9 protein-coding genes are annotated in these 14,931 nt (G+C 36.7%); 7 read left to right on the forward strand and 2 right to left on the reverse strand.

Going from position 1 to position 14,931, the window contains the following annotated elements; all coding sequences use genetic code 11:
- Positions 1-163 precede the first annotated feature (163 nt).
- From DZ858_RS08755 to DZ858_RS08785, 7 genes are all read left to right on the forward strand, one after another.
- Positions 164-4,384, forward strand: coding sequence for a T9SS type A sorting domain-containing protein (locus tag DZ858_RS08755; protein WP_147309582.1), 4,221 nt, complete (start codon positions 164-166; stop codon positions 4,382-4,384).
- 195 nt (positions 4,385-4,579) lie between these two features.
- The gene (locus DZ858_RS08760) at positions 4,580-8,041 is read left to right on the forward strand and encodes a T9SS-dependent choice-of-anchor J family protein (protein ID WP_117159177.1); all 3,462 of its coding nucleotides are present in this window, start codon (positions 4,580-4,582) and stop codon (positions 8,039-8,041) included.
- A gap of 72 nt (positions 8,042-8,113) precedes the next feature.
- Complete coding sequence (locus DZ858_RS08765) at positions 8,114-9,115, forward strand: glycosyltransferase (RefSeq protein WP_117159178.1); 1,002 nt, start codon at positions 8,114-8,116, stop codon at positions 9,113-9,115.
- 79 nt (positions 9,116-9,194) lie between these two features.
- Positions 9,195-10,094 (forward strand): CdaR family protein, encoded by a 900-nt coding sequence (locus tag DZ858_RS08770; RefSeq protein ID WP_158548361.1) that lies wholly within the window; start codon positions 9,195-9,197, stop codon positions 10,092-10,094.
- Positions 10,091-10,678, forward strand: a complete 588-nt coding sequence (coaE, locus tag DZ858_RS08775) for a dephospho-CoA kinase (protein WP_117159180.1) — start codon at positions 10,091-10,093, stop codon at positions 10,676-10,678. Before DZ858_RS08770 ends, coaE begins: the two co-directional genes overlap by 4 nt.
- A 75-nt stretch (positions 10,679-10,753) precedes the next feature.
- The gene (locus tag DZ858_RS08780) at positions 10,754-12,316 is read left to right on the forward strand and encodes a sensor histidine kinase (RefSeq protein ID WP_117159571.1); all 1,563 of its coding nucleotides are present in this window, start codon (positions 10,754-10,756) and stop codon (positions 12,314-12,316) included.
- A 3-nt stretch (positions 12,317-12,319) separates the two neighbouring features.
- A complete protein-coding gene (locus DZ858_RS08785) occupies positions 12,320-13,036 on the forward strand; it encodes a response regulator transcription factor (RefSeq protein WP_117159181.1) in 717 nt (238 codons plus the stop codon).
- Between the two features lie 44 nt (positions 13,037-13,080).
- Here the strand turns inward: DZ858_RS08785 and miaA are convergent, their stop codons facing one another.
- Together miaA and DZ858_RS08795 are read right to left on the reverse strand one after the other, a co-directional pair.
- Positions 13,081-13,998, reverse strand: coding sequence for a tRNA (adenosine(37)-N6)-dimethylallyltransferase MiaA (gene miaA / locus DZ858_RS08790; RefSeq protein ID WP_117159182.1), 918 nt, complete (start codon positions 13,996-13,998; stop codon positions 13,081-13,083).
- Positions 13,998-14,840: an ion transporter gene (locus DZ858_RS08795; protein WP_239990749.1), complete on the reverse strand. Its 843-nt coding sequence runs from the start codon at positions 14,838-14,840 to the stop codon at positions 13,998-14,000. Before DZ858_RS08795 ends, miaA begins: the two co-directional genes overlap by 1 nt.
- Positions 14,841-14,931: the final 91 nt, after the last annotated feature.

Raw genomic sequence — 14,931 nt, forward strand, 5'->3', positions numbered from 1 at the left:
AAATACTATAGTTTAATTAAAAGATCCGTTGATGCGGATCTTTTTTGTGTTAAGAAATTAACGTCATATCTTTTATTTTATTGTTTTTACTGCTAATTCTTTTGTCTTTAAGGTTTTTTTTAGATATTTTTAAACTAATATTAACTAAAATGTAATTCTAATTATGAAAAAATTTACTTTTCTATGGTGTTTATTGCTCTGTCTCACGACGGCAATGAATGCTCAAACAGACAAATCGTCCATTAACGATTTGTTGAATAGGTATTCTCAATTGGAGACTCAAAGTGGATCAATTTCCGAACACTTTACAAAAGAGGAACAGCGAATGCTGCGTACCTATTTCATGAATCAGCAACCGGCAAGAGCTGCTAATGGTGTTGAAGGCGTTAGTCTAGATAATTCTGAAGAAGCAAGACAGCTTATTACTTCTGAGGCACAACAGATTGCTCATAAGTACCAGTCTATTCCTCTATTTGAACCTTCGGCTAATAAGGATAGTTCTGAGGAAGCAAGAAAAATCAGTGTTTCTTTAGAAAACAGAGCAAATGCTAAGCAACAAAACCCTTTGTTTGTAACTTCGAGAGCTCTTACTATTAATTATGAAATGCCACCTGGAACAAGGAATTTTAGTGATTTTGTGGCCACAGAAAGTACACAAACCATTAATTTGCCTGAAGGAACTGCATCTGTAGTGACCGGACAAAGAAACCCATCGGCTGTTATTGCCTATTCTGATAGAACTGTCTTTGAAGGAGACTATTCAGGTACATTGGTGAATGAAGATTTTGCAGGTGGTCCTGGCGCAACTGCTATTCAATTATGCGGAGATATTGTAAGTAGTGATGGTGGTGGATGTTTCCCCGCTGGTGAACTGGAAGACGGTTTTAATATTACAGCGAGTAACGATGGTCCTGACAATGGAGTTATCTATATTGGCGCTGGAGCCATAGGAAATACCTCAACACTTATGGGGGCAAATAGCTTTGCAGATTTTACGTTGCTTAATTTTGCACCCGATGGTGCTTATGCAATTGGAGCTGATCTTTTTGTGGATTCTGTATCCAATGCCGAAATTAGAGTCTATGACACAGCAGGTGTTTTAGTGGAAACTTTTACCATTACAAATACCCCAAATACTGAAAATTTCGTTGGCATAATTTCCGACGACCCTATTGGGCATGTTGAATATGAAGCCGAAGCAGATGCTGGAGAGCTTTTCGGCAATTTTGTATTTGGAACTGACGCTAATGGCGGCGGAGGCGGCGGAACAGCCTGTTCTCAAGAACATCCTTATGCAGCAGGTACGTATGCAGGTGTAGGGTCGTCAATTGACTCTGATTTTAAAACTGCTGTGGATATTCAGGTAGCTATGGGAGAAGATTTTACTTTGGAAAGCATTGAGGTTCCCTTCCTTACTTTTGCACCAGAAGACGCACCGGTAGCCGCAAATGTTGTGTATTATGAAGATGATGGTGGATTACCAGGCGCTATGATAGGAAGCGAGACAGTTGTTCCAACCGTATTGAGTTCAGCTCCTTGGATAAACCCGATTGCATTTGAATTTTTTACTAGTTTACCAATAACTCCATTCACTTTTGAAGGAGATGCTTCATCTGATACTACCTATTGGGTAGAAATTAGTATGGGTACTGCAACTAACCAACCTACGGTTTTTTGGGAAGGTACTCTAGATACTCCTGTAGAAGGTGAACCAGCAGCACAATTTGATGGTACTCTTGGAACTTGGAGTGTGCCAGATCCGCTTCAAGAAACAATTTATACTTTTGATGGAAACTGTGAGCCTATGGGCGGTGGTGGTGTTGCTTGTTCAGAAGAACATCCGTACGCAGCAGGCACTTATGCAGGTGTAGGTTCGTCAGTTGATTCTGATTTTAAAACCGCCGTTGATATCGACGTGGCTATGGGAGAAGATTTTACTTTGGAAGCCATTGAGGTTCCCTTTCTTACTTTCGCACCAGAAGATCCACCGACAACTGCAAACGTAGTTTATTATGAAGATGCTGGCGGATTACCAGGCGCTATGATTGGGAGCGAGACAGTTGTTCCAACTGTATTGAGTTCAGCTCCTTGGATAAACCCGATTGCATTTGAATTTTTTACTAGTTTACCAATAACTCCATTCACTTTTGAAGGAGATGCTTCATCTGATACTACCTATTGGGTAGAAATTAGTATGGGTACTGCAACTAACCAACCTACGGTTTTTTGGGAAGGTACTCTAGATACTCCTGTAGAAGGTGAACCAGCAGCACAATTTGATGGTACTCTTGGAACTTGGAGTGTGCCAGATCCGCTTCAAGAAACAATTTATACTTTTGACGGAACTTGTACTCCTATGGGAGGAGGTGGTCCAGGACCACTCACTACAGTTTATGGTGTTAATAATGCTAACCAAGACCTAATTGGTTTTGGAACTGCAACTCCAGGAGATACTGAAGTTTTTGGAACATCACTGGTAACAGCAAATTTTGAAAATGCAGGAGCTATTGATCCAGCAAACCCTACAACAGGATATGTATTGGACAATGGAGGAGATTTCTACTCTTTTGATGTAACCACTGGAATATATACCTCGTTAGGAAATATTCCTGGTGATTGGGTAGGTATGGAATATAACCTTGCTACTGGTGATCTTTATGCAATAGCAGGTACAGATTTATATACAATTGACCCAGCAGGTCTTTCAGCTACTTTAGTAGGTTCTTTAGGGCTTGCTACGGGTGCTCTTCCTGTTGCGTTAGCTATCGATGGTGCTGGAGTAGGATATACCTATGATATTGTTGATGATAGTTTATATAGTGTAGATCTTGCTACAGGAACTGCCACGCTGGTTGGTCCTATTGGTTTTGATGCTAACTTCGGTCAAGGTATGGCGTATGATCCAACAACCGATGTAGTTTATATGGCCGCTTTTAATGGTGGTGCTTTTGCAGCCGAATGGCGCTCTGTGGATACAACTACAGGAAGTACTACTTTAATTGGTGCAATTGTTACTGACGATCCTGATCCACAAGTCGCTTGGGCATCAGTTGGAGAAACATTACCTCCTCCAGCCTGTCCTGAACCATTGAACCTTGCGGTTACAGTTGTTGGGCCAACTTCTGCTGATCTTTCTTGGGATGCAGAGCCTAATGCTAGTAGTGGCTATATTTGGTACGTGTTTGATCAAGGTGCAAATCCAGCAACGGATACACCTGTAGAAACAGGAACAACTCCAAGTGGTACAACTACGGCAACGGCAACAGCCTTGAGCGGTGGTTTAAGTTATGACTTCTATGTAGTTGCAGATTGTAGTGGAGATGGATTAAGTAAATTTGCAGGACCTATTACATTTGCAACTCCACCTGCGTGTGGCGGTAAGTTTTATGACAATGGTGGTCTAGACGGGGATTATGCAAACGATTCAGATGATACAGTTACTATTAACCCTGAAAATTCGGGAGAGCTTGTAACAGTAACTTTTACTTCGTTTGACGTGGAAGAAGCTTGGGATGCATTATATGTTTATGATGGACCTGATACTACTTTCCCATTAATTGATAGTGGAAACCCCGCAACCAATAGTGGTTTCCCAGCTGGTGGATATTATGGAACAACACCTCCTGGACCTTTTACGTCTAGCGATGCTAGTGGTGCTCTTACATTTGTGTTCTTGAGTGACGGCTCTGTGCCACGCCCAGGATGGGAGGCAGATGTAGTATGTGCTATACCACCACCACCAAATGATATGATCGCCAACTCTATTGATGTTGATGAAATAGGATTCCCTTATACAGATCCTGCCGTACAGATGCAAGTTGCAACTACGGAAGACGGTAATCCTACTGGATGTAACATTGATGGTGCTAACGGTGTTTGGTATAACTTTGTACCTAATGGAGACGGAGACGTTACAGCAAGTATTACATCTCCTGCAGGAGCTAGTGTGGTAACATTCTTTGAAGCGTCAGACGAAAATGCTTCAGAAACAGATCTTACATTGGTGAACCAAGGAACAAATCAATGTTTGCCAGGTACATCAACAACTATCAATACAACTGCAGGACAAGCCTATTACGTGTTTGTTGTAAACACAGGAGGTCCTACAGATATAACTATCGATGGAACAAACTTAGGAACTGAAGATAACGCTATTGAAGGGTTTTCTTACTATCCAAACCCAGCAGATAGTTCGCTTACATTAAGAGCGATTGATACTATTGAAAATGTAGCTATTTACAGTATTTTAGGTCAAAAAGTAATAGATCAAACTATTGGAAATGTATCTACAGAATTGAATATTTCTGCTTTGAGTACAGGAACATACATAATGAAAGTTTCTGTAAATGGAGAAATAGGAACTTATAAAGTGATTAAAAGGTAACAACCTTTTTCCTTTAAGTTTTAAAAGCCATCCCGGCATACGGGATGGCTTTTTTTATATAGCTCTATAGTCCTAGTAATGTATTGTGTTTATATGGTATAAGTTCTTAACTCTAGGTTATACATGGGCAAACTATTAAAACAGTTTTATTTTCATTACATTTAAGCCAATATTAACTAAACTCTAATTTTAATTATGAAAAAAACTACTTTATTATTCTTTGTCTTCTGTAGCATAGTTGCTACAATGGAGGCACAGTTTATTCAACCTAACTCTTCCTTACATGGATCAAAGAGTGTTGGGGTTGAAAATGAAAAACAACAAACTGCACCAATTAAGGAGTTATTGGCAAGACTTCACAGCTCTGAAAATCAAGCTGGACTGGATCAACAACAATTCAATTCAGCTGAAAGACAGGTTTTGAGTGCTTACCTTAGAGGACAAAACACTAGTAATAGAGCGCCACAAGCAACTCTTCTTGAAGAAGGGTTTGATGATATTACTACCTTACCAGGGGCTGGCTTTACTTTTGCAAATGCTAGTGATAGTCCTGGGACATCAGAATGGTTCCAAGGGAATGATTTGGTTTTTCCATCACAAACAGGTGGGCCGACGGCCTATATTGGAGCCAATTTTAACAGTACAGCAGGTTCTGTGATAAACAACTTTATGATAACACCTGTATTAAATTTGGAGAATGGAGATGAAATCACTTTTTGGACTAGAACTACTGATGTTGGACCAGATTTATTTCCAGACCGTTTAGAAGTTAGAATTAGCCCTGATGGCGCTAATGTGGATCCGGCTGGACCTTCTGATGTTGGTTCCTATACCGAATTGTTACTTGAAATTAACCCAGCTTTAGGAGATGATTATCCTCATGGTTGGACTGAATTTACAGCAACCGTATCAGGACTTACTGGAGCAATAGACACTAGGGTTGCCTTTAGATATTGGGTTACAGACGGAGGTCCTGTTGGAAGCAATTCAGATTATATAGGTATTGATACCTTAACTATTGAAGAAGCCGGCGGTGGAAGCGGTGGTGTTTCTACAGTTTATGCTAAAGATGCAACAGCAATATGTACTGGAGGTGATTTTGGATCATTCCCTTTAGATGGTCCTTATAATTTAAACACAGTTAATAATGACCCTGTAGCTAACTTTGCTGGAGATTTTGATGGTTCAGGGACATTATATACAATGGATAATGATAATTTAACTTTATTAACTATCGATCCAGCTACTGGTATTTCAACAACAGTGGGGCCTCTTACAAATATTGTAGCAGGTCATGGTACAAGAGGTTTAGCCTGGAATGAAGCCAATAGTACTATGTATCTACTTAGTGGTTTAGGTGATGATGTTACCTTATATACTGTAGATTTATCCAGTGGAACTTTAACTGAAATAGGTACTACTACTATAGCAGGGTTTGTAGGAATATGGTTAGCTATTGATAACGATGGAAACGCTTATATGGCAGATATAGGGTTGGATAATTTATATTCTATGGATCTTGCTACAGGAGCAGCAACTGAAATAGGACCCCTTGGAATCGATATAAGCTTCGCACAAGATGCTGATTTTGATCCTGAAACTGGTATCTTATATATGGGAGCATATATTGGAGGCGGTGTAAATCAATGGGCATCTGTAGATACTGCTACTGGAGCAGCAACTGGCTTAGGTCCTGTAAATGCAGATTGTGCTGAGTTGACTATTGTTGCTATTGAAGGAGCTGGAACACCTCCTCCACCACCAAACTGTACTAGTACAGCATATGACTCAACTGCAGTACCATTTGATATTGATGGAGCAGATACTTCAACAGCAGATTGTGGTAACGCACCAAATGAAATTCCTATCACAGTAACAGATATAGGAACTATTGGTGACGGCGCAACATTGGAAAATATAACTATAGATATTGCCCATACTTTTTCAGGAGACCTTGATATTTCATTGGTTTCTCCTGCAGGTACCGAATTAGTGCTTGCGCAAGATTTAGGTGGTGGAACAGATGATGCCTACAATGGAACTATGTTCGAAGACGGCGGAGCTGATATTTCAGGAGCAACTGCTCCATTTGGTGTTGGTCCATATATGGCTGTAGGGGGTACATTTGCAGATACCTTTGATGGTGAAAGCGTTTCAGGTGATTGGATAATAAAGGTTTGTGATGATGCTGGCGGAGATACTGGTCAAGTATTACAGTTCTCTATGTCTATTTGTGTGCCACCAACCAACGATGAATGTGAAAATGCATACGCGCTTTCTTGTGGTGATACCTTTACAGGAGAAACAACAAGCGACACTGATTCAGGAGGTAACACTGCACCAGATGAGTTTTTCTCTTATACCGGAAGCGGCGATACTGAATTGGTAACTATTTCTCTTTGTGGAGGTGGTACTGATTTTGATACTGTACTAAGGGTATACGACTCTTGTGATCTAACTACTATTGTTGCTGAAAATGATGATTCATGTGGTTTACAATCTGAAGTTACATTTGTTTCCGATGGCTCTACTACCTATTTGATAATGGTAGAAGGTTTTGATGTTAATTCAGGTAACTTTACCTTAGATGTAACATGTGAAGAGCCTTTAGAAAACGATTTCTGTGAAGGTGCTTTACCAATTGCTTGTGGTGAAACTATTACTGGTTCTACAGATGGAGCTACACCAGATACTGGTGCTCCAGAATGTAGTGGAGTTTCTATCACTGCTCCAGGTGTTTGGTACACGTTTACAGATGATTCTGGATTAGTTACAGATTACACTGTATCACTTTGTGATTCAGATTATGACACTAAATTATCTGTATATTCAGGAGACTGTGGAACATTAGTCTGTGAAGCAGGTAATGATGACTCTTGTGGCTCAGACGGGTTGAAATCTGAAGCTTCATTCCAAGGTGATGGTAATACTACCTACTATATATTAGTACACGGATTTGGAGGAGCTACTGGAAACTATTCATTAAATGTAGATTGTCTTCCTGTACCACCACCAAACGATATGATTGCTAACTCAATCGATGTGGATGAAATAGGGATTCCTTATACAGATCCTGCTGTGCCAATGCCTGCAGCTACAACTGAAGGCGGTAACCCTACCGGATGTAATATTGATGGTGCCAACGGTGTTTGGTATAACTTTGTAGCTAATGAAGATGGAGAAGCTACAGCGAGTATTACATCTCCTGCAGGAGCAAGTGTAGTAACGTTCTTTGGGGCTCCAGATGAAAATGCTTCAGAAACAGATCTTACTTTGGTAAACCAAGGAACCAACCAATGTTTGCCAGGAACATCAACAACTATCAATACCACTGCAGGACAAACATATTATGTGTTTGTTGTTAACACTGGTGGTACTACAGATATAACAATTGATGGAATAGGGTTAGGTACGGAAGATAACGCTATTGAAGGGTTCTCTTACTATCCAAATCCTGCAGATGATATGATTTCTCTGAGAGCAATGGATACTATTGAAAATGTAGCCATTTACAGTATTTTAGGTCAAAAAGTTATGGGCCAAACTATTGGAAATGTATCTACAGAGTTGAATATTTCTGCTTTAAGTACAGGAACGTATATAATGAAAGTTTCTGTAAATGGAGAAATAGGAACTTATAAGGTGATTAAAAGGTAACTATTTTTTTCTTTAAGTTTTAAAAGCCATCCCGGTATACGGGATGGCTTTTTTATTCGTTACATTTGTGTGATGAATAGCAGTTTTTCATTTATAATCCCTGTTTACAACCGTCCAGAAGAAATTAAAGAGCTTTTGGAAAGCTTTGCATTACTTGATTATAGCAAGCCGTATGAAATTGTAATAGTCGAAGATGGGTCATCACTTTCTAGCGAAACTATTGTAAATCAATATTCAGAAAAATTAAACATTTCATATTATTATAAGAAAAATTCTGGTCCAGGCTTGTCCCGTAATTTTGGAATGGAGAAAGCAACGGGTAACTATTTTATAATACTAGATTCAGATTGTTTGCTACCTCCACATTATTTATCTACTGTGGAAAATTTTCTTGAAAACAATTATTACGATTGTTATGGAGGTGCTGATGCTGCTCACGAAAGCTTTACCAATTTACAAAAGGCAATTAACTATGTAATGACTTCTTTTCTTACTACTGGAGGCATACGCGGTAATAAAAAAAGCGTAACCAATTTTGAACCTAGGAGTTTTAATATGGGGATTTCAAAAAAGGCATTTTTAAAGACAGGAGGTTATGGAAAAATTCACCCAGGGGAAGATCCCGATCTTTCACACCGAATTGTTCAACATGGATTTAAAACCACTTTTATACCAAATGCCTATGTTTTTCATAAACGGCGTATCTCTTGGCAAAAATTCTATGTACAAGTAAAAAAGTTTGGTTTGGTACGTCCAATTCTTAACAAATGGCATCCGAAAGCTTCAAGAATCACATTTTGGTTTCCATTATTTTTTGTCTTTTTTGTCTTAATATCCATAGCTATATCTTTTATATTTAGTTGGATAATGTTAATACCTCTATTGTTTTATATTTTATTGATCTTTGTTGATTCTAGCATAAAAAATAAAAGTATTCTTATTGGTTTATTATCTGTTATCGCTTTATTTATTCAGTTTTTTGGTTACGGAATCGCTTTTTTAAAATCTACTTTTTATATTGGTTTGCTGAAAAGAGATCCCCAAAAACAATTCCCTGCATTGTTCTTTAATTAAACCACTTATTTAAATGACTCCAAAACCTAATCGAAAATATAATACCGGTAAGATTAAAAAATTTTTAGTCTTCCTTTTTTTGGCAATTTTATTTTGGGTACTCACAAAATTTTCAAGGGAATATACTGCAACTGTTGACGCTTCGATAGTTTATAAAAGCATTCCAAATGAAACCTTATTAGCAGAAAATAATCCCGAGGAACTTTCATTTGATCTTACTACAAATGGATTTGAATTTTTTTACTACAAAATAAAACAACCCGTAATTACAATAAACATTTCAGATTATTACACGAAAGGAAATAAAACAATAGCTATCACCGACATTCAATTAACAAGCCTGATTTCAAATCAGCTAGATAAAAATCTTTCGGTAAAAAACCTATCTTTAAATGACTTAAAAGTACATCTAGAACTTTTAGTTTCAAAAAAGATTCCTGTTTTTTCAAAGGCTAAGCTTAGTTATAAAAAGGGGTATATGAGTTTGGATACCTTAAAAATAAAACCAGATTCAGTACAATTGTCAGGTCCTTCAGAAATAATTAAAAAAATTGATTCCATTCCTACAAAATCAAAAAACTTTAATGACATTGATGAAGATTTTCAAGAAACGATAGAAGTTGCATTACCGGATATTCCTTCACTTTCTGTATCACCAAAAGAAGCAGAACTCTCAATAAAGGTTCAAGAGTTTACCCAAAAGCAAATAACCCTACCCATAGAAGTTATTAACCTGCCACAAGGGACCATTATTAAACTGATCCCTGAAGTTACCATAATAAGCTTTAATGTGCCTGTGAAAGATTTCAATAAAATTTCTAAAAATGACTTTCGCTTGTTTTGTGATTTTTCAAATAAAAACGAAAAAGAAAACTTTATGCTAACTCAATTTTCAAAAAAGCCGATAGACATTCGAGATGTTGAAATTAAAGATGAAAAAATTGACTTTTTAATATTTAAACAAGATTCCGAAGAATGAAAGCAGTAGGGTTAACAGGAGGAATTGGTAGTGGGAAAACTACTGTTGCAAAGATGTTCAATGAATTGGGGGTGCCCATTTATATTGCAGACATTGAAGCCAAAAAACTTACAAATACTTCAGAAGAAATAAAAACTGAACTTATTGGGATATTAGGCGATAAAGCCTACAACAAGAACGGCTTAAATCGAAAATTTGTAGCGAGTCAAATTTTTAATGATGAAGAATTGTTAGAAAGAGTAAACCAAACAATACACCCTCGCGTTGCAGAACACTTTAAGAAATGGATGGATAAACAAACGGGAGCTTATTGCATAAAAGAAGCAGCAATATTATTTGAAAATGGAAGCTATAAAAATTGCGATTACACCATTTTGGTTACCGCCCCTAAGCAGGTTAGAATAGCTCGTGTTTTAAAGAGAGACGACACTAATGAAGAGGAGGTAAAATCCCGAATGGATAACCAATGGCCTGATGAGAAAAAGAAAGAATTAGCAGACTTTATTATTGAAAATGAGCAACTTTCAACGACTCGCAAACAAGTGCAAAAAATACACGAATACCTTATAAAAACAGTAGGGTAAACGCTATAAAACATCTTTTGTTAACATTTGGTTAAATGAAAACTGTGCTAAATGTTAAAATCTTATTTTTGGGCTATGAATAAAAAGCTATTCGCTTTACTTATAGCCCTAATGAGTTTGTCGCTGCTAGGGATAATGTTTGTGCAGGGATATTGGATTGCAAATTCGTATCAGACAAAGGAAGAACAGTTTACCTTTAATGTACAGCAAACCCTTTTTTCAGTCACTAAAGAGATAAAAAATAGGGAAATAGAAGACTTTTATAATGTTTACAGTAACTATGTTGACAGTTTAGAAGTACCTGACAATGTAAATTTTAGTGAGTTGGTCTATAAGACAAAAAACGATAGAACCAACGAAGTTTTTATCTATACTGATGGTGTTTTGGAAGAAGATTACAAGCTCTCCTCCAGTTTCCTTGATATGGATTTTGATAGTATTCAGTTTAAAAGGTTGACCAATCGTAAAACTACAACAAGGATAAATCCTGGGGTAGATGGTGAAAACCCTTCTGAATCTAATGAAGTTTCTTTCAATAGACTGAAAGATTTTGAACGGAATCAGTTTGAAAACGCTTATTTCAATATTTCATCTAAAGCTCCCTTGCATAAGCGAGTAAATGGATCCGAAATTGAAAACTTGATTACCGAAGAGTTGAATGAAAGGGGAGTAGACTCAAAGTTTGAATATGCAGTTTACAGTAATAATTTAGCGACTAAAGTACGATCTAATAATTTTCAGTTAGATCCTGAAAGTACATATGTAGTGCCCTTGTTTAAAAATGATAAAGAAGAAAATGGGTATCAATTGTATGTAAACTTCTCAGAAAAAGAAAAAGTAGTGCTTAATTCTATTTTAGGAATGGCAGTTCTTTCATTAATTTTTACTGCGGTAATCATTTTGGCTTACGCTAGTGCCTTATCGCAAATTTTTAAACAAAGGCAGATTTCGCAAATAAAGTCTGACTTTATTAATAATATGACGCACGAGTTTAAAACCCCAATAGCAACGATTAATCTTGCTTTAGATTCTCTTAAAAATCCAAAGGTAAAGGACAATAAGGAGTTTTTACAGCGCTATTTAAAAATGATACGTGATGAAAATCGCCGCATGCATGCCCAAGTTGAAAATGTACTGCGTATTTCAAAATTAGAGAAAAACGAACTTGATTTACCTAAAGAACGACTTAAACTTCATGACATAATAAACGATGCACTTACCCACGTTGAACTTATTGTAGAAGATAGAGGCGGATATGTAGCCAGTCATTTGGGAGCTTTAAAATCTTCTGTTTTGGCTAATGAATCCCACTTAACAAATGTGGTGGTTAATATTTTAGACAATGCAATAAAATATTCTGAAGAAGCACCGAAAATTGATGTTTACACTGAAAACGTAAAAGATTACATTATTTTAAAGATACGCGATCAGGGAATGGGGATGAGCAAAATAACGCAAAAGAAAATATTTGAAAAATTTTACCGGGAACATACCGGCGATATACATAACGTTAAAGGTCACGGTCTTGGATTGGCTTACGTAAAACGAATACTTGATGATCATGATGCACAAGTATACGTGGAAAGTGAGAAAGGAAAAAGAAGTACCTTCATTATAAAAATACACTTAATATCTTAAATTATGGAAACTGAAAACAAAAAAATCTTATTGGTAGAGGACGATCCAAATTTCGGAACGGTTTTAAAAGACTACCTAGCTATGAATGATTATGAAGTAGTTCATGCCAAAAATGGTATGGAGGGCTTTGAAAAATTCAAAAAAGACGATTTCGATCTTTGCATATTAGATGTAATGATGCCTTATAAGGATGGTTTTACACTTGCAAAAGAAATACGTGAAAAAAACGAAGATATTCCTATCATTTTCTTGACTGCAAAAGCGATGAAAGAAGATGTGCTAAAAGGATATAAAGTAGGAGCAGACGACTACTTGAACAAACCATTTGATAGTGAAGTACTATTAATGAAGATAAAGGCTATTATACAACGTAAAGCCACTGATAGCATCGCAGATAGTAAGCAGTTTGAGTTTGAAGTTGGTAATTTCCATTTAAACTCTAAGCTTCGCTTTTTAACCTATAACGATGAAGATCCAACAAAACTTTCTCCTAAGGAAAACGAATTACTTCGTTTGTTGGCCTTACATAAAAACGATTTAATGCCACGTGAGTTAGCATTAACAAAAATATGGAGAGATGATAACTATTTCACCTCTAGAAGTATGGATGTTTATATTGCTAAATTACGTAAGTATTTAGGTAAAGACGATGGTGTTGAGATTATCAACATTCATGGTGAAGGCTTTCGTTTAGTGGTAAAAGACGAAGTTGATAACTAAATAAAAATAAGATATAAAACTTAAGTGTCTAAAAACGCCCTTCTTTAAAGGGTGTTTTTTGATTTTATTGTTTCAATTATTTTTGAAGCATTTACAGTATAATCAAACCAGATAATAGACTCATTTTTTTTAAACCAGGTGTTTTGACGTTTAGCAAATCTGCGGGTATTTTTCTTTATTTCTGAAACGGCTTCGTCCAAGGTTAACTTTCCTTCTAAATGATTAAAAAGCTCTCGGTATCCAACTGTTTGCAGAGCATTTAAACCTTTATGAGATTCTAATTTTTCTACTTCTTTCAGTAAACCTGTTTCCATCATTAGATCTACGCGTTTGTTGATGCGCTCGTAAACTTTTTCACGATCGGCAGTTAACCCTACATAAACAGTTTTAAAAGGACGCTCTTTTTTTTCTTGATTTAAAAAAGAGGAATAGGGTTTCCCTGAAGTTCGAATCACTTCTAAAGCGCGGATAACGCGGTGTGGATTTTGAATGTCTACTTTTTTGTAATAAGAAGCATCTTTTTCCTCTAATTCTTTCTGAAGTGATTCTAATCCGTTTTCTTCTAATTCAAAATTTAGTTGCTCTCGAATTTGCAGAGGTATTTTAGGAAAGTTATCCAATCCCTTGGTAACCGCATCTAGATACAATCCTGAACCGCCAACCATTATAACTGTATTCTTTCTAGCAAATAATTTGTCTAATAACTGAAGTGCTTCCGTTTCAAAATCACCTACACTATACGGTTCAAAAATTGTTTTATTCTGAATAAAATGATGTGGTGCGGCTGTTAATTCTTCAGCAGAAGGAACAGCTGTACCAATGTTCATTTCTTTAAAAAACTGCCGCGAATCTGCCGAAATTATTTCAGTATTAAAAGCATTGGCAAGCTCAATGGCTAATTTAGTTTTTCCAATGGCAGTAGGGCCCACGACACAAATAAGAGTTGGTTGATGAAAAGGCATTAACTTTCTTTTGTGTTTTCAACGTGAAGGTCTTCTCCACATTTATGACAAAACTTTGCATCGTCACGGTGTCTTTGGGCGCCACAATTTCTACAAGATTGTGTGTTTACGTGAACATAGTCCTTTTTAGCAGCATATTCGGCGCTCACAATGCCTGTAGGGACAGCGATTATTCCATACCCTAAAATCATAATTACAGTAGCTAAAAACTGCCCTAAAGGTGTAACTGGGGCAATATCGCCAAAACCAACCGTGGTAAGGGTTACTATACACCAATAGACACTTACAGGTATGCTGTTAAAACCACTTTCTTCCCCTTCAATTAAATACATAAGAGTACCAGAAATAACGGCTACAATCAATACGGCGAAAAGAAAAACCAAGATTTTTGGACGACTGTCGTTGAGTGCTTTTTTTAATTTATTGGCTTCACCTATATAACGAGTAATTTTTAATATTCTAAATACTCGCAATAATCGTAAAGCTCTTACAGTAATTAACACATTGCTCCCTACCAATATAAAGGAAAGATAGAGCGGAATAGTCGATAAAAAATCGATGATACCATAAAAACTGAAAATATAATTAGTTGGTTTTTTTACGGTTAAAATACGGGCAATGTACTCGAAAGTGAAGAAAATAGTGATGACCCACTCTCCAATATAAAGAATGTTATAAGTGGTTTCTGATAGGCCTTTTACGCTTTCTATCATCACAAAAAGCACACTGAGCAGAATTAGAATGAGTAGGATAACATCAAAAAACTTACCCATTGGGGTATCAGCCTCTGCAATAATCTCGTGCAATTTTCGGCGCCAGTAACTTCTTTTATCTGTTTTCAATAGAAATAATCTTTAATGATAAAAATAACTAAGTTTAATTGATTAATGGCATTCTTTAGTAGATTCTCGTTTTTGGTGATGGAAAACAACA

Source organism: Marixanthomonas ophiurae, from assembly GCF_003413745.1.
In the GTDB taxonomy this organism is placed as follows: Bacteria; Bacteroidota; Bacteroidia; order Flavobacteriales; family Flavobacteriaceae; genus Marixanthomonas; species Marixanthomonas ophiurae.

What these genes read in the sequence shown, in the direction of transcription:
- miaA (WP_117159182.1), bottom strand. Translation starts at nt 13,998, where the DNA reads ATGCCTTTTCATCAACCAACTCTTATTTGTGTCGTGGGCCCTACTGCC.
- DZ858_RS08785 (WP_117159181.1), top strand. Translation starts at nt 12,320, where the DNA reads ATGGAAACTGAAAACAAAAAAATCTTATTGGTAGAGGACGATCCAAAT.
- DZ858_RS08780 (WP_117159571.1), top strand. Translation starts at nt 10,754, where the DNA reads ATGAATAAAAAGCTATTCGCTTTACTTATAGCCCTAATGAGTTTGTCG.
- DZ858_RS08760 (WP_117159177.1), top strand. Translation starts at nt 4,580, where the DNA reads ATGAAAAAAACTACTTTATTATTCTTTGTCTTCTGTAGCATAGTTGCT.
- coaE (WP_117159180.1), top strand. Translation starts at nt 10,091, where the DNA reads ATGAAAGCAGTAGGGTTAACAGGAGGAATTGGTAGTGGGAAAACTACT.
- DZ858_RS08755 (WP_147309582.1), top strand. Translation starts at nt 164, where the DNA reads ATGAAAAAATTTACTTTTCTATGGTGTTTATTGCTCTGTCTCACGACG.
- DZ858_RS08765 (WP_117159178.1), top strand. Translation starts at nt 8,114, where the DNA reads ATGAATAGCAGTTTTTCATTTATAATCCCTGTTTACAACCGTCCAGAA.